Raw genomic sequence first — 15,679 nt, 5'->3', positions numbered from 1 at the left:
AGGACTTGGGCTGGCTAGATTCCTGTGACGAGCACAGGAATGAGGGAGAGATGGTATCTTCGGAAAACCACCCGCTTCCTACCGTCGCATTGCTACGCCCGCATGGCCTCAGTTGGCAAGAACCCGCTGCGACGGAAAGGTAATTTCCACCAGCGTGCCTTCATTCGGCGTGGAGGTGATGGAGAAATTCGCCCGGTTGGCGTCCACCATGGCTTTGGTCAGCGGCAGGCCGAGCCCGGTGCCGTCGCCGCGTATACGCTTACCGGACGAAGCAACTTGCCGGAACGGCTTCATCGCCTGTTCCAGTTCCGCCCGTGTCATGCCGATGCCGGTGTCGCGAATGCGCAGCGACACGCTGCCATTGGCCTCATAGGCGGTGGACACCACGATCTGGCCGCCGGATGGCGTGAAGCGGATGGCGTTGGACAGGATGTTCAGCACGATCTGCTTGATCGAACGCAGGTCGGCGACGATCTGCGGCACGGATTGCGCAAGCGCGGTGCGGATGATGACGCGCTGGTTATTGGCCTGCGGCTGCACCAGCGAGACCGCCTCGGCCACCGTTTCATTAAGCGGTACGGCAATGAAATCCACATCCATTTGCCCGGCCTCGATCTTGGAAATATCGAGCAGATCGTTGACGATGTCGAGCACATGCCGGCCCGAACGGCCGATATCATTGGCATATTCCACATAACGCGGATTGCCGATCGGCCCGAAACGTTCGGTCGCCATCATGTCGGAGAAACCGATGATGGCGTTGAGCGGCGTGCGGATTTCATGGCTGACGCGCGCCAGGAAGTCTGTCTTGTGGGCATTGGCGGTTTCCGCAGCCCGCTTGGCGTTGCGCAGTTCTTCTTCCGTGCGCTTCCACTGGGTGATATCGCGGATAACCACGCAATAGCCATGCGAGGATTTTAGCCGGCCGATGGTCATGAACAGCGGCAGGAAGCCGCCGGAGGCTTCGCGGCCGATCACTTCGCGGCCGTCGTTCAGCACGCTGGCGACACCGTTATTGGCAAGGCCGGAGAGATAATCCAGCACGGCGCGCTGGCTCTCATGGGCAAAGAGGGTGACGAAAGGCTTGCCAGCGATTTCAGCATTGTCATAGTTGAACAACGCGCTGGCGGAACGGTTGAGCGAGCGGATTTCGCCTTCGTCTCCCAGAAGCACAACCCCGTCGGTGGCTGTTTCCAGAATGGAATGCAGCTCCTCTACTTCCCCCTGCAACAGCGAGAGACTGCCTGCTTCCGCACCTTCGGCATCGCCAGCGGCAATATTTTCGTTGGCGGCCGCAACCGGCGCCTGCTTTTCCTCAAGCGGCACCAGAGACAGCATCAGCGCCTTGGTCTCTTCCCAGCGGATGGATTGCAGCCGCGCCTTGACGGGAATGATGTCGTTTTCGGCGCTCACGACCACCATGCCGCCTTCATTGTCCGGCATTTCTTCCAGCTCCTGCCGCTGCAGCAGCGCTTCCAGACCGCCCACCTCTTCGAGTTCGGCGAGAGAGCCATAGCCCGTCAAGCGCAGGAAATCCGGATTGGCGTGGATCAGCCTGTCGCCGGCATGCACCAGAAGCGCCACGGGCATCTGGTCCAGCGTCTCGGCCGTCAAGGCATTCGCGGGACGAACGGACGGGCTGACCATGGCGGCGGCAATATCGGCAGCCGGCCGCTCGTCAGCCGCAGGTTCCTGCTTTTCGTCGGAACCGCTTTCATCCACGGGTGCACGAATGGCCGCAGGCTGCTCGCCACGAACATAATCGGCGAAAAGATCGTCTTCCTCCGCGGGCTCGGCTTTATTGCCGTCATTTTCCGTTTCGCAGGGCGCGCTTTCCGAAGCATCCGCATCGATATCCTGGTGGATATCCTGCATGACCGGCTCAGCGGAGATGGCCTCCTCATCCGTTTCCCGGTCGTCTTCGCAAGCAGCATCCGCCGGCGCAAGGGCTCGGCCGATTTCGCGGAAGGCGGCCTGCTCGCCTGCGGTCAGCCCCTCGCGGGAGCGCGAGCGGCGCTCCTCCAGATGGACGACCTTGTCGGAATAGGCCGGTTCCAGAGCGGGCGCCGCAACCGGCGCTTCGAATTCCGGCGGGGTATAATCATGGTGCTGTTCTTCTGCCGAAGCCACGTCCGATGCATCATGCGCCGCATCGGCTTGCGTTACGGGGGCCTCATTATCAGCGACGGAACTTGCGTCTTGCGCCGCGTCGTCATCCTCATCGATAAAGGCCAGCAATTCGTGGCTTTCATCCTCGATGGCGGGCTGCGGCAGGGCTTCCGCCGGATGGGCCTCTTCGCCGTTGATGAAGGTCAGGCCCGTGGCATGCGGGTCTTCGGCGGCGTCGGCAAGCCGCACGATGCCGAAACCGCGGAAGCCGTCGAATTCGCGTGAGCGCGTGTAGGTGGGCAGGGCGGCAAGATCGATCGGCACCATCAGCGATGTGCCTTCCACCGGCCAGTAGATCGTCTTGCCCGACCATGTGTCGCGACGGCCGAGAAGCTCGCGGATCTTGCCGTCGGGATCGAGATTGAACAGGGCCGCGACATCGGCAAAGCCCATGCCTTCCACGGCAGCCGCCTTGGCGCCCACAGCCTCTGCAAATTCATGCGAGATCGAACTGAAGCGCCCTTCCGCATCGATTTTCCAGACGAAACGGGAAGCGCGCGCACCGGCATTGAAAACAAAAGGCTGCGCTTCTGCGCCAGCGCCGATATTCGTCTCTTCGGTCTCCGTCTCCGCCGCTACCTCTTCATCCGCCGCAGGAGCAGCTTCTGACGGCGCGGTTTCTACGATTTCATCGTAAGCGACTACGTTTTCTTCGGTCACGGCCTCTTCGGCAGGGGCATCGGCGATCGCCCGCTCGGTTAAGGGCGCTTCTGCTTCATCTTCATCGAGTTCGAAAAGATCGGCGATGTCGTCCGTCATCGCCACATTCGCAGCGGCGTCGGTGTCCTGCGCGGAAAGCGCCGCCGGGGTTTCCGTTTCGTCTTCAGGCGAGGACAGGATGCTGTCATCATCCTGCTGCACTGGCGCTTCTTCTTCGGGATCGACCGGCAGTTCCTGCACCTCTTCCACATCCTCGATGCCGGCAACAGCGTCGAGCACGGAATCGAAAGAGGAAGTTGCAACGACGACAGTCGTGGTCTCCGCAACCGGCAGGGCTGGCGCTTCCTGCGACCTGTCTTCGAAAAAACCATTGACGGGATCGAGTGTACCCAGCGCGGTTTCGACCACGAACATCAGGTTCAGTTCGGGCGATGTCGCGATCTGGCCGGTGGCCGCGGGCAGATAACCCTTGCCGGTCGGCACCGGCCGCTTGACGAGATGGCCGGACTGTCCGGCTGCCATTTTCACCAGCGTCCGCGCAGTGTGAGGCGTAATACCGAGAGAAGAAAAGCCGGGGGAAGCAGCGACAATCTCGTTCTCGCCGTTCAGAACCGCCATATGGATATCAGGGTCGTCGAAACCTTCGATCATGCGCCGGGCGCATTCCGCCGTGTCAGGTTCGGCCTGATCGGTGAGGGCGGAAAACAGGATGGCGGGCTGGCCGGGTTCGGCCTCGATGACTTCTGCGCGCGCGGTAACGGCAAGGCTGCGGAAACCCGACGTGATGCGAATGGTAAACGGCAGGCTGTCGCCCGCTTTGGAAAGCCGCGCCGCCGCGGCCGCCAGTTGCCGGAAGGTCACGTCCTGCGGTTTCGGGCCCTGTTCCAGAAAATCATAGACCATCGGCGTGCCAAACAGCGCCGCACCCCGGCCATTGGCCCAAAGGGCGTTTTTAAGGTCTAGCGAGAACAACGCCATGGCCTCGCCGCGCCCGAAACCGTCACGCACCCGTTCATGTACTGCGATATCGATAAAGGGATACTGGACGGCGGGCATGTCGAAACCTATTCTGGCACTACCGGACCTCGCGGGCTTTCGGCTTCCTCATGAAGCTCTAAACGTAAACCCGCCGAGGCATCACGTTAACAGAATTTTAAATAACTTCACAGGGCGATCCGGTCCACCATCCGCCGGATGAATCGCCAAATAGAGTTAACATCAACAGGCCGCCGCGGCCTCTTAATGACAATCCGGCCCATTGAAAAGCGCTTGCCTTTCTTCGCCTTTTTTCGCAAAATTCGAACAGGCACTTGCAAATGGGCAAAACACCTTTTATGTCACCCCCCGTGACGCCGCTTCGGCGTTTCATGTGCGGTTGTAGCTCAGTTGGTTAGAGCGCAGGTTTGTGGCACCTGAGGTCGGTGGTTCGACCCCACTCAACCGTACCATTCCCCTCTCCCAGTAAGTTTATATGTCACAAGGACTTACCGGGAGAGGGGAATATTTTCTCCACATTGGCGCCCGTTCATGACTTGTGGGTGTTTGCGCAAGTCCCGGCGGCGAGCTGACCTGCCTTCCGATTTCGAAATATCCGGAAATCATAGCCGCGATCGTGACGATCCTTGCCCAGCCTTGGCGAGGCATCAGCGCTTCCCATGTGGGGCCTGGCAAAAACCATTTGGCTAAAATCGCTTGCGCTGGTATTGTCGGCCCAACGAAACCTTATGAAAGCCAGCAGCATAGCGTCTACGCTTGTGCGCGGCGAAATGGACAAGACAGTGATCGACCCCGGAAACGGCCCAAAGCCGTCGGAACAAGGGGAGTCGGTGGCGAACAAAGGGAAAGCGAAGCGATCCCGTCGTGGCAAGAAACACAAGCGTGACGGTCAGCCCCGTGACGCTGCTGTGCTGTCGCATGATGTTGCCGCGGATGTTCCGGCCGGTTCCTCCTACGTATCGGCTCTTGAGCCGGATGCCGAGCCGCGCAAGAGAAAGCGTCGCAGGCGCTCTCGCGGCAAGGGGACCTCTCAACAGGTTGCCCCAGCTTCCAGCGTGCAGACGCAGGCGCCAGCCGCAACCGATGCGGTCAATCCTTCCTCCGTGCCGCCGGGCGGCGGGCGAAAGTCGCGCCACCGCAAGCGTGGGCATCGCGATCCGCGCGGGCGCGATCCACAGGGTCGCCCGCTGGTTCCTACCCATGCGCCGAAACATGTCGGCAAGCAGAATGGCCGCGCCAACGGGGCCGGGCAGGAGCCGCATCGGCAGTCCGAAACATCCGCCCGCCACGCAGGCCGCCAGCACGAGCATGGCCAGGAGCCGCCGACGGATATGTACGCCGCGCTCGATCTCGGCACCAATAATTGCCGGCTTCTAATCGCGCAGCCGACGAGGCCCGGCCAGTTTCGGGTCGTCGACGCCTTTTCGCGCATCGTCCGGCTGGGCGAGGGGCTGGTGTCGAGCGGCCGGCTTTCCGACGATGCCATGGATCGAGCTGTCGAGGCGCTGAAAGTCTGCTCCGCGAAGCTTTCCGGTCGTCCGATCAGGCGCATGCGGCTCATCGCCACCGAGGCCTGCCGCGCTGCGTCGAATGGCGAGGAATTTCTGGCGCGAGTTACGCGGGAGACGGGACTGAAGCTCGAAATCATCAGCCGCGAGACGGAAGCCCGCCTTGCGGTGTCTGGCTGCGCCTCGCTTGTCGGGCGCGAAGCGCGCTCTGTCGTGCTGTTCGATATTGGTGGCGGATCGTCGGAAATCGCCGTTATCAAGGTCGGGGAAAATCGCTCGAACCGGCTCGCCAATCACATCACCCACTGGACCTCATTGCCGGTCGGTGTCGTCACGCTTTCGGAACGTCATGGCGGGCGCGATGTGACGCCGGATGTTTTCGCCGCCATGGTGGGGGAAGTCGAAGGGCTGCTCGACGCCTTCCATTGCCCCCCTCTCGCGCCGCAGACCCACCACGAGGATTTTCACCTGATCGGGACCTCGGGCACCGTGACGACGCTTGCCGGCGTCCATCTCGATCTGCCACGCTATGACCGCCGCAAGGTGGATGGCCTCTGGCTTTCCGATGCCGAGGTGACGGCGATGCAGGACAAGCTGCTGGCATGGGATTTCGCGGGTCGCGCCGCCAATGCCTGCATCGGGCCTGACAGGGCCGATCTGGTTCTGGCCGGCTGCGCCATCCTTGAGGCCATTCGCCGCCGCTGGCCGGCGCGCCGCATGCGCGTGGCGGATCGCGGCCTTCGCGAAGGCCTGCTGACGGATATGATGGCGGATGACGGCGCATGGCGGCGCAACCGGATAAGGCGCATGCAGATGGCACGGCAGGACAGGACGGAAGGTTTGACATGAGCAAGGCGCCGACAAGCAACAACCGCACCGGCCGCAAGATCGGCCAGAAGGTCAAGAAGACCAAGCTAAAGGCCTCGTCGCGCCGCTGGCTGGAACGTCATATCAATGACCCTTATGTGCAGCGCGCCAGGCTTGAGGGCTATCGCGCCCGCGCCGCCTTCAAGCTGTTGGAAATCAACGACAAGCATGAGATTCTGAAGGGCGCACGCCGCATCATCGATCTTGGCGCCGCACCCGGCAGCTGGTCGCAGATCGCCTCCAAGGTGACGGATTCGACAGAAGATGACATTCGCGTTGCGGCCATCGATTTCCTCGAGATCGATCCTATTCCCGGCGTGAAAATCCTGCAGCTGGACTTCCTCGATCCGAGCGCGCCGGAAAAGCTGATGGAGGCCGTCGGCGGTACGCCTGATCTGGTGCTGTCGGATATGGCCGCGCCCACCACCGGACACCAGAAGACCGACCACATCCGCACCATGCATCTGTGCGAAGTCGCGGCCGATTTTGCCGTTCAGGTGCTGGCGGAGGGCGGGCACTTCCTTGCCAAGACCTTCCAGGGCGGCACGGAAAAGCAGCTGCTGGACATGCTCAAGAAGAACTTCAAGCAGGTCTTGCATATCAAACCGGCCTCGTCACGTTCGGAGTCGGTGGAAATGTTCCTGCTTGCCAAACACTTCAAGGGCCGCAAGACCGAGCCGCAGGTCGATGCGGAGGCCGGAGAGGCTTCCGAAGACTAGCGAATGGGACAGAAAATCGTATTCGATTTTTGTCCGAAACGATGCGCAGATTCAAAGAGTTAAAGCGTCCTTTGTGCGCCCAAACGGGCGCACGGCGCTTTAATCACTCCGCCGGTTGCGAGACCTTGCCGCGATGGCCGGAAACGGCCGCCCCGGCATTGCCGTCCATGCGGATGATCGGCACGATGGCGAACAGCGACACCAGTGCGACGATAGTGAAAGCGATGTGGAAATCGGCAAGCTGCAGATGTGTGCCGGACATCATGCTGCTGACTTCCAGAATGGAAGCGGCGAAAGCCACGCCCAGCGCGAGGCTGATCTGCTGCAACACCGACGCCATCGAGGTCGCCTGGCTGGCCTGCCTGTCCTCGATGTCGGAATAGCTGAGCGCATTCGACCCGGTGAAGAAGAAGGATCGGGCAAATCCCGCCGTCACCAGAAAGATCATGATGAGCGCATAAGGCGTTTCCGGGGTGAAGAAGCTGTTGGCAAGCGTTGTGCAGGCGCCGACGATGCCGGCACCGATCAGCGTCGAGCGAAATCCGGTTGCCGCAAACACTCGCTTGGCCATGAATTTCGTCGTGATCGCACCGATTGCGCCGGCAAAGGTGATCATGCCCGACTGGAACGGGTTCAGCCCGAAACCGATCTGCAGCATCAGCGGCATCAGGAAGGGTATGGCGCCCGTGGAAATGCGGAAAACGGTGCCGCCGACGGAAGCCGCCCGGAAGGTCGCGTTCTGGAATATGCGAAAATCCAGAATGGGGGCGGGGTGGCGCGCGGCGTGGCGCAGATAAAGAAAACCGCAGATGAAACCGATGAGGGTCGAGGCGATTCCGATGGCGGGCGGTAGCGCGGGCAGGCTGACGACGGAGAGGCCGAACACCACGCCAGAGGCGGCGATGCCTGAGAGCAAGAACCCCTTGCCGTCCATCGGCGGCGGATTTGTCGTTTCGATTTCCGGCAGGAAGATTGTCGACAGCCAGATGCCGATAATACCGATCGGCACGTTGATAAGGAAAATCCAGTGCCATGAGAAATAGGTGGTGATGAAACCGCCGATGGGCGGTCCGGTGAGCGGTCCGACAAGTCCCGGAATTGTCAGCAGTGCCATGGCGGAGACGAGTTCGCTGCGCTTGGTCGTGCGCAAAAGCACGAGACGTCCGACGGGCGTCATCATCGCCCCGCCCATGCCTTGCAAAAAACGCGAAAGCACGAACTCGAACACCGAGGAGGAAACTGCGCAGCAGATCGATCCCACCACAAAAACGCCGATGGCGAAACGGAAGATTTTCTTCGCGCCATATTTGTCGGCCATCCAGCCGCTGATGGGAATGAAGATCGCCAGCGCCACCATATACGCCGTCAATGCGAGCTTGAGCGTGATCGGGCCGACATGAAGATCGGCGGCGATTGCCGGAAGCGAGGTGGCGATGACGGTGGAGTCCATCTGCTCCATGAAGAGAGCGACTGCCAGGATGAGTGGAATGATGCGGTTCATTGAGGCTGCCTGCGGCTTTCCGCTGCGACAAAGGATATCGCCGTTCCTCCTACGCCTGATAAACGGGCTTGCCAACACGTTAATTATCAATTTCTCAAGTTCCGATCAAACCTGCGTGAGGCCGGTTTTCTTGCAACTTTCTCGCTTTATTGTCCGTTGGGTGAGTTCAGTTGGCGATCACGGCCAGTTGGCGATATCGGGAGAAAGATGATGACCCAATCCTTGAGCATGAGCAGACGCGGCCTTATCGGTGCGGCCGGTGCAAGCGTTCTCGGCGCGCCGCTTTTGATGGCGCGTAGCGCAAATGCCCAGACCAACCAGCCGCAGACATCCATGGAGATAGAACACGCGATGCCGCCTGAAACCAATCGCTTCAAGCTCGGCAATTTCGAAGTGCTGGTGGTGAAGGATGGCGCACGCGCGGCCCCCAATCCCGGCGAGACCTTCGGCACGGATCAATCACCCGAGACGGTCGGAAAATTGCTGGAAGACAATTTTCTGCCGAAAGAGCAATTCGTCAATTCCTTCTCGCCGGTCCTCGTCAATACCGGCACCGATCTCGTGCTGTTCGATACCGGCTTCGGTGAAGCCGGGCGCGGTGCGGGCAATGGCCGGTTGATCGAGGGCATGGCGGCCGCCGGTTATACGCCGGAGGATGTGACCGTGGTGGTGCTGACCCATATGCATGGCGATCATATTGGCGGGCTGATGGAGAAGGGCGTACCGGCTTTTTCCAAGGCCCGCTATGTGTTCGGCCAGATGGAATATGATTTCTGGACGGACGACAAGCGCGTCGGCACGCCTGCGGAAGGCGGTCACAAGGGCGTTCTCACAAACGTCAAGCCGCTGGCGGAAAAGGCGACCTTCATCGGCGACGGCGCCAGCGTCGTATCCGGGATTACCGGCGTGGCGGCCTTCGGTCACTCACCGGGGCACATGATCTTCCGTGTCGAATCGGAAGGCAAACAACTCATTCTGACGGCGGATACTGCCAACCATTTCGTCCTTTCCCTGCAAAAGCCGGACTGGGAGGTGAAGTTCGACATGGACAAGGCGGCAGCCGCCGCGACCCGCAAGAAGGTCTATGACATGATCGCCACCGACCGTTTGCCTTTCCTTGGGTATCACATGCCTTTCCCGGCGGTCGGTTACGCGGAGAAGCTGGATACGGGCTATCGTTTCGTGCCGAAATCCTATCAGTTCGACATCTGATATCTGCTGCAACGCAGCAACAGAGAAAGCCCGGAAGGTTATTCCGGGTTTTTTCTATTCCCTTCCTGTCATGAACGTGTTACCAGCCCTCGCCAACTTCCAAGCAATCCTTGCAGGGCGCCGGGGTGAACTTTTCGTTCCGGAACGGCCACGCATTTTCATTATGAAGGAATTTGGTCATGGCACGCATCATTCAAACACCCACTGGTTTGGACGCTCTCACATTTGACGATGTGTTGCTGCAACCCGGACATTCCGAGGTTATGCCGGGACAGACGAATATCGCCACCCGCATCGCCCGCGATATCGATCTCAACCTGCCGATCCTCTCTTCCGCCATGGATACGGTGACCGAAGGCCGTCTTGCCATCGCCATGGCCCAGGCCGGCGGCATTGGCGTTATCCACCGCAACCTGACCCCCATCGAACAGGCCGAAGAAGTCCGGCAGGTGAAGAAGTTCGAAAGCGGTATGGTCGTCAACCCCGTCACCATCGGCCCGGATGCAACGCTCGCAGAAGCACAGGCCTTGATGAAGGCGCACGGCATTTCCGGCATTCCGGTTGTTGAAAACGGCGGTTCCGGCGGCCACAAGAACGGTCGCCTCGTCGGCATTCTGACCAACCGCGACGTGCGCTTCGCCTCCGATCCGCAGCAGAAGATTTACGAACTGATGACCCGCGAAAATCTGGTCACGGTCAAGGAAAGCAGCGTTGATCAGCAGGAAGCGCGCCGCCTGTTGCACAAGCACCGCATTGAAAAGCTGCTTGTGGTGGACGCCAAGGGCAATTGCGTCGGCCTCATCACCGTCAAGGATATCGAGAAGTCGCAGCTGAACCCCAACGCCACCAAGGATGCGCAGGGCCGCCTTCGCGCCGCAGCCGCCATCAGTGTCGGTGCTGACGCCATCGAGCGCGCCGAGCGTCTCATCGATGCCGGCGTCGACCTTCTGGTCGTCGATACCGCGCACGGCCATTCGCAGCGCGTGCTGGATGCCGTTTCGCTCGTCAAGAAAATGTCGAACTCGGTTCGCATCATCGCCGGCAATGTCGCGACAGCCGACGGCACCAAGGCGCTGATCGATGCCGGGGCCGACGGCGTCAAGGTCGGTATCGGCCCCGGCTCCATCTGCACCACCCGCATCGTCGCCGGCGTCGGCGTGCCGCAGCTCGCGGCCATCATGTCGTCGGTTGAAGTCGCCAATGCGGCTGACATCCCCGTTATCGCCGATGGCGGCATCAAGTTCTCGGGCGATCTGGCCAAGGCGATCGCCGCCGGCGCTTCCGCTGTCATGATCGGCTCGCTGCTGGCAGGCACGGATGAAAGCCCGGGCGAAGTGTTCCTCTACCAGGGCCGTTCCTTCAAGGCTTATCGCGGCATGGGCTCCGTTGGCGCTATGGCGCGCGGTTCGGCAGACCGTTATTTCCAGGCGGAAGTGCGCGACACGCTGAAGCTCGTGCCTGAAGGCATCGAAGGTCAGGTTCCCTATAAGGGCCCGGTTTCCGGCGTGCTGCACCAGCTGGCAGGTGGCCTGAAAGCCGCCATGGGTTACGTCGGCGGCAGCAACATCAAGGAATTCCAGGAGCGGGCCACTTTCGTTCGCATCTCCAGCGCGGGCCTGCGTGAAAGCCACGCCCATGACGTGACAATCACCCGCGAAAGCCCGAACTACCCCGGCGCGGTTTGATCTTTCGAGGTGAATCCGTAAAAGGATACTGAGTATTTGGCGCTCCCCGATTCATGCCGGATCGGGGAGCGTTTTGATGATTGGAGAAGAAAGCATGTCACCCACGACCGCAATGTTCTGGCCGATGATCGCCCATGTCTTTCTGGTCTTCTGCCTTTACGCGCTCCTGATCGTCCGGCGTAACAAATACACCTTCAAGGATCGCGAATCCGCGATCAAGCTGCGCGACCGCGGCGAGGAAGCGCGCGAAAGCCATCTGGTGAACCGCAACATCGCCAACCAGTTCGAACTACCGGTCCTGTTCCACATCGCCTGCCTGCTGCTTTACATCACGGATGCGGACAACATCGTCACCGTCGTTCTGGCATGGCTGTTCGTGCTTTCGCGTTACGCCCATTCCTATGTCCATGTCACCAGCAACCGCTTGCGTCAGCGCGGCGCATTGTTCGGCATCGGTTTTGCGCTGGTCGTCTGCCTGTGGGCATGGCTCGCCATATGGTTGGCGCTGGAGTAAATCAGCACCATCAGGTTGTTTCATAAGTGAGACAATCCCGGCGCGCAAAATGCTCCGGCTTGCGATGGGTCAATTCCATGAAACTCCATCCCCATTAATCTCTGAGTGCCGTCGAGGATTTCAAGCGAGCAGAGATTAGGGAGTATGTCATGGCTAAGACAATGAAGGCGGCGGTTGTCCGCGCATTTGGAAAACCGCTGACCATTGAGGAAGTGGCGATACCGGATCCCGGTCCCGGTGAGATTCTCATCAACTACAAGGCGACGGGCATTTGCCACACCGACCTGCACGCCGCAACTGGCGACTGGCCGGTCAAACCCAACCCACCCTTCATTCCCGGCCACGAAGGTGTGGGTTACGTCGCCAAGATCGGCGCTGGCGTCACCGGCATCAAGGAAGGCGACCGCGCCGGCACGCCCTGGCTCTACACCGCCTGCGGATGCTGCATTCCTTGCCGCACGGGCTGGGAAACGCTTTGCCCGAGCCAGAAGAATTCGGGCTATTCCGTGAATGGCAGCTTTGCCGAATACGGCCTCGCCGACCCGAAATTCGTCGGCCGCCTGCCGGATAATCTCGATTTCGGTCCGGCCGCACCGGTGCTCTGCGCCGGCGTCACCGTCTATAAGGGCCTCAAGGAAACCGAAGTCAGGCCCGGTGAGTGGGTGGTCATTTCAGGCATTGGCGGGCTTGGCCACATGGCCGTGCAATATGCCAAGGCCATGGGCATGCATGTCGTTGCCGCCGATATTTTCGACGACAAGCTGGCGCTTGCGAAAAAGCTCGGAGCCGATGTCACCGTCAACGGCCGTGCGCCTGACGCGGTGGAGCAGGTGCAGAAGGCGACCGGCGGCGTCCACGGCGCGCTGGTGACGGCGGTGTCGCCGAAGGCCATGGAACAGGCTTACGGTTTCCTGCGCGCCAAGGGCACCATGGCGCTTGTCGGCCTGCCGCCGGGCTTCATCTCCATTCCGGTGTTCGACACGGTGCTGAAGCGCATCACGGTGCGTGGCTCCATCGTTGGAACACGTCAGGATCTGGAGGAGGCGCTGACCTTTGCCGGCGAAGGCAAGGTGGCGGCCCACTTCTCCTGGGACAAGCTCGAAAACATCAACGATATCTTCCACCGCATGGAAGAGGGCAAGATCGACGGCCGTATTGTCGTGGATCTCGCCGCCTGATGTGAAAAACCGGAGGCGGCGCTCACGCAAATGTGTGACGCCGCTTGCCCCCGCCTCGTTCCCCACCCTGCGATCTGCGCTATCTTTCCGCATCCGAGCGTTCAAGGAGGATAGAGCGATGGACAAGCCCAAGATTACGCAGGCCATGATCGACGCTTACGATGAATATACCCATCTCAGCCTCGATCGCCGCAAATTCATGGAAAAGCTCACCGTGCTGGCCGGGTCGGGCGCGGCGGCGGCGGCCATTGCCCCGCTTCTTTCGGCCAACAGTGCCCGAGCGGCGGTCATCGCGGCTGATGATGACAGGATCGTCGCCGAAGAGGTGACCTATCCCGCTTCCGGTGGCGAGATGAAGGGTTACCTCGTTACGCCGAAATCCGTTTCCGGCCCCATCGGCTCGGTCATCGTCATCCACGAAAACCGCGGCTTGAACGACCATATTCGTGACGTGGCAAGACGGGTGGCGCTCGCCGGTTTCCGGGCGCTCGCGGTCGATTTCCTCTCACCGCAGGGCGGTACGCCCGCCGATGAAGAGAAGGCGCGGCAGATGTTCAGCGGTCTCGACATGGACGCGACCGTCGCTAATGCAGAAGCGGGCCGGGTATGGCTTGCGGCCCGGCAGGGGGCGAATGGCAAGGTGGGCGCGGTCGGTTTCTGCTGGGGCGGCGGGCTGGTCAACCGTTTCGCCACGAAATCGGCGGACCTGAATGCCGGCGTCGCCTATTACGGCCAGCAGGCCCCGGCGGCCGATGTACCTGCCATCAAGGCGCCGCTGCTTTTGCACTATGCGGGTCTCGACGAGCGCATCAATGCCGGCCTCGATGCCTATAAGAAAGCGCTGGAGGAAAACGGCAAGACCTTTGAAATCTTCGTCTATGACGGCGTCAACCACGCTTTCAATAACGACACGTCCTCGGCGCGCTACGACAAGGCGGCCGCCGATCTCGCCTGGGGCCGGACGGTGGAGTTCTTCAAGAAATATCTGGCGTGATGGGGCTTTGGGCGGGCATTGTCTGCGAACCGGAGGTGCGTGCGGCTTCACCCCCCTCTGCCCTGCCGGGCATCTCCCCCTCAAGGGGGGAGATCGGCAGGAGGCGCAGCCACCAATTCATTCGCGAATGTTGAGATGGGCGAGACCCAACCACGAGTCGATCTCCCCCCTTGAGGGGGAGATGCCCGGCAGGGCAGAGGGGGGTAAGCCCCACGCGCCCTCAATCCGCTGATCTAAACCCCACCACTCCCACGCCTCAAATGCTCGTCAAGCCTCGGCATGATCTCCACGAAATTGCAGGGCAGGTGGCGATAATCGAGTTGGGCTTTCAGAATGCCGTCCCACGCATCCTTGCACGCACCCGGCGAGCCGGGCAGCACGAAGATGAAGGTTGCGTTCGCCACGCCGCCGGTCGCCCGCGACTGGATGGTGGCGGTGCCGATCTTGTCATAGGAGATGCGGTGGAAGAGGGCGGAAAACCCATCCATGCGCTTTTCGAACAGCGGCTCCAGCGCTTCCGGCGTCACATCGCGGCCGGTAAAACCGGTGCCGCCGGTGGTGATGACCACATCCACGCCTTCAGCGAGCGTCCAGTCGCGCACGGTACCGGCAATCGCTGCCTTGTCATCAGGCACGATGGCGCGGGCCGCGAGCCTGTGGCCCGCTTCCTCCAGCCTTGCGACGAGCGTATCACCGGATTTGTCGTTCTCCAGCGTGCGGCTGTCCGAAACGGTCAAAACCGCAATGCCAAGGGGAATGAAGGGTCTTTCGCCTGCCATGGCCTTATCCTCAAATGGTCCGCGTCGCCTGAAAATACCAGCCGGGGCGTTTCTTCCGAAGCGATGTTTCCGCGTTTTGGGCGGCATCGAAGGAATGAAAAATCCCGAAACAGGTTGCTCCCGAACCGGACATGCGCACAAGCGCTGCATCTTCCTGCGAAAGTAACCCGATGATCTCCCCGATCTCCGGCAGCAACGCCTGTGCCGGCAGCTGAAGATCGTTACGGCTTTGAGCGAGAAAATCCATCCAGCCGATTGTCGCAGAGGCAGGCAGGGGTGGATTGGTCTTGTTCTGCAATCGCCGGAAAATCTCCGGCGTCGAGACCGCCTTCAGCGGATTGGCCAGAACCATCGCCAGTTCCGGCAGATCGGTGAGTAGTTCGATGTCCTCGCCGATGCCGCGCGCGATCAGGGATCGGCTCTCAAGGCACATCGGCACATCCGCCCCGAGCGTCAGCGCCATGGATGCAAGCGCATCCGGCGCAATCCCGGCACGCCAGTGCCGCAAAAGCCCGCGCAGTGTCGCCGCCGCATCCGCCGAGCCGCCGCCGATGCCGGAAGCCACTGGCAGGTTCTTTTCAAGATGAATGGCGACCGGGGGTGCCGGTTGACCTGTCGATGCGAGCGCATCGCGCAACAGGTCCCTGGCGCTGGTGACGAGGTTATCGCCGCCATCGCCCGCGCGCAAAAGATCGCCGAAGGGGCCTGAGATGGAGAAACTGTCGGCATCGGCGTTGCGAATACGGATCTTGTCGCCGGCTTCGGTAAAGGTCACCAGCGTTTCCAGCAGGTGATATCCATCCGCTCGCTGGCCGGTCACATGCAGCGCCAGATTGATCTTGGCCGGGGCCGCCTCGATGGTCTCAGCGGCCCCGGAAACCTCATGCCCGCGCATGC

General features: G+C 61.0%; 11 protein-coding genes and 1 tRNA gene. 8 read left to right on the top strand and 4 right to left on the bottom strand.

What is annotated here, in order from left to right; all coding sequences use genetic code 11:
* Positions 1-108 precede the first annotated feature (108 nt).
* Positions 109-3,885 (bottom strand): ATP-binding protein, encoded by a 3,777-nt coding sequence (locus AGR1_RS10515; RefSeq protein ID WP_149146880.1) that lies wholly within the window; start codon positions 3,883-3,885, stop codon positions 109-111.
* Between the two features lie 315 nt (positions 3,886-4,200).
* Between AGR1_RS10515 and AGR1_RS10510 the strand changes: the two genes are divergently transcribed.
* The 3 genes from AGR1_RS10510 to AGR1_RS10500 all read left to right on the top strand — a co-directional run bounded on the left by AGR1_RS10510 (position 4,201) and on the right by AGR1_RS10500 (position 6,919).
* Positions 4,201-4,277: transfer RNA gene (locus AGR1_RS10510), tRNA-His, on the top strand.
* Positions 4,278-4,553: 276 nt separating this feature from the next.
* Positions 4,554-6,182: a Ppx/GppA phosphatase family protein gene (locus AGR1_RS10505; RefSeq protein WP_187772111.1), complete on the top strand. Its 1,629-nt coding sequence runs from the start codon at positions 4,554-4,556 to the stop codon at positions 6,180-6,182.
* On the top strand, positions 6,179-6,919 hold the full coding sequence (locus tag AGR1_RS10500) for an RlmE family RNA methyltransferase (protein WP_149146879.1): 741 nt from the start codon (positions 6,179-6,181) through the stop codon (positions 6,917-6,919). The genes AGR1_RS10505 and AGR1_RS10500 overlap by 4 nt, the downstream gene beginning before the upstream one ends.
* A 103-nt stretch (positions 6,920-7,022) precedes the next feature.
* Here AGR1_RS10500 and AGR1_RS10495 read toward each other — a convergent pair whose 3' ends face one another.
* The gene (locus AGR1_RS10495) at positions 7,023-8,420 is read right to left on the bottom strand and encodes an MDR family MFS transporter (protein WP_149146878.1); all 1,398 of its coding nucleotides are present in this window, start codon (positions 8,418-8,420) and stop codon (positions 7,023-7,025) included.
* A 210-nt stretch (positions 8,421-8,630) separates the two neighbouring features.
* Between AGR1_RS10495 and AGR1_RS10490 the strand changes: the two genes are divergently transcribed.
* The 5 genes from AGR1_RS10490 (at position 8,631) to AGR1_RS10465 (ending at position 14,003) form a co-directional block, all read left to right on the top strand.
* A complete protein-coding gene (locus AGR1_RS10490) occupies positions 8,631-9,632 on the top strand; it encodes an MBL fold metallo-hydrolase (protein WP_187772110.1) in 1,002 nt (333 codons plus the stop codon).
* 179 nt (positions 9,633-9,811) lie between these two features.
* Entirely contained in the window at positions 9,812-11,317 is a 1,506-nt protein-coding gene (guaB, locus tag AGR1_RS10480) for an IMP dehydrogenase (RefSeq protein ID WP_080791328.1), read from the top strand.
* Between the two features lie 112 nt (positions 11,318-11,429).
* Positions 11,430-11,831 carry an MAPEG family protein gene (locus tag AGR1_RS10475; RefSeq protein ID WP_162927526.1) on the top strand — a complete coding sequence of 134 codons (402 nt, stop codon included), beginning with the start codon at positions 11,430-11,432 and terminating at the stop codon, positions 11,829-11,831.
* A gap of 149 nt (positions 11,832-11,980) precedes the next feature.
* Positions 11,981-13,009, top strand: a complete 1,029-nt coding sequence (gene adhP / locus AGR1_RS10470) for an alcohol dehydrogenase AdhP (RefSeq protein ID WP_149146877.1) — start codon at positions 11,981-11,983, stop codon at positions 13,007-13,009.
* Positions 13,010-13,127: 118 nt separating this feature from the next.
* On the top strand, positions 13,128-14,003 hold the full coding sequence (locus AGR1_RS10465) for a dienelactone hydrolase family protein (RefSeq protein WP_149146876.1): 876 nt from the start codon (positions 13,128-13,130) through the stop codon (positions 14,001-14,003).
* A 233-nt stretch (positions 14,004-14,236) separates the two neighbouring features.
* Here AGR1_RS10465 and moaB read toward each other — a convergent pair whose 3' ends face one another.
* Positions 14,237-14,782 (bottom strand): molybdenum cofactor biosynthesis protein B, encoded by a 546-nt coding sequence (moaB, locus tag AGR1_RS10460; protein ID WP_149146875.1) that lies wholly within the window; start codon positions 14,780-14,782, stop codon positions 14,237-14,239.
* Positions 14,783-14,792: 10 nt separating this feature from the next.
* Entirely contained in the window at positions 14,793-15,677 is an 885-nt protein-coding gene (locus tag AGR1_RS10455) for a 4-(cytidine 5'-diphospho)-2-C-methyl-D-erythritol kinase (RefSeq protein ID WP_149146874.1), read from the bottom strand.
* Positions 15,678-15,679: the final 2 nt, after the last annotated feature.

Origin of the sequence: Agrobacterium sp. B1(2019) (assembly GCF_008274755.1) — a bacterium.
Classification (GTDB): domain Bacteria; phylum Pseudomonadota; class Alphaproteobacteria; order Rhizobiales; family Rhizobiaceae; genus Agrobacterium; species Agrobacterium salinitolerans.
This window is presented reverse-complemented; position numbering and strand designations above follow the sequence as displayed.

Excerpts from the sequence above, each read along its gene's own strand:
- AGR1_RS10475 (WP_162927526.1), top strand. The coding sequence starts at position 11,430 with ATGTTCTGGCCGATGATCGCCCATGTCTTTCTGGTCTTCTGCCTTTAC.
- AGR1_RS10500 (WP_149146879.1), top strand. The coding sequence starts at position 6,179 with ATGAGCAAGGCGCCGACAAGCAACAACCGCACCGGCCGCAAGATCGGC.
- AGR1_RS10455 (WP_149146874.1), bottom strand. The coding sequence starts at position 15,677 with ATGCGCGGGCATGAGGTTTCCGGGGCCGCTGAGACCATCGAGGCGGCC.
- AGR1_RS10505 (WP_187772111.1), top strand. The coding sequence starts at position 4,554 with ATGAAAGCCAGCAGCATAGCGTCTACGCTTGTGCGCGGCGAAATGGAC.
- moaB (WP_149146875.1), bottom strand. The coding sequence starts at position 14,782 with ATGGCAGGCGAAAGACCCTTCATTCCCCTTGGCATTGCGGTTTTGACC.
- AGR1_RS10515 (WP_149146880.1), bottom strand. The coding sequence starts at position 3,885 with ATGCCCGCCGTCCAGTATCCCTTTATCGATATCGCAGTACATGAACGG.
- AGR1_RS10465 (WP_149146876.1), top strand. The coding sequence starts at position 13,128 with ATGGACAAGCCCAAGATTACGCAGGCCATGATCGACGCTTACGATGAA.
- AGR1_RS10495 (WP_149146878.1), bottom strand. The coding sequence starts at position 8,420 with ATGAACCGCATCATTCCACTCATCCTGGCAGTCGCTCTCTTCATGGAG.
- guaB (WP_080791328.1), top strand. The coding sequence starts at position 9,812 with ATGGCACGCATCATTCAAACACCCACTGGTTTGGACGCTCTCACATTT.
- AGR1_RS10490 (WP_187772110.1), top strand. The coding sequence starts at position 8,631 with ATGACCCAATCCTTGAGCATGAGCAGACGCGGCCTTATCGGTGCGGCC.
- adhP (WP_149146877.1), top strand. The coding sequence starts at position 11,981 with ATGGCTAAGACAATGAAGGCGGCGGTTGTCCGCGCATTTGGAAAACCG.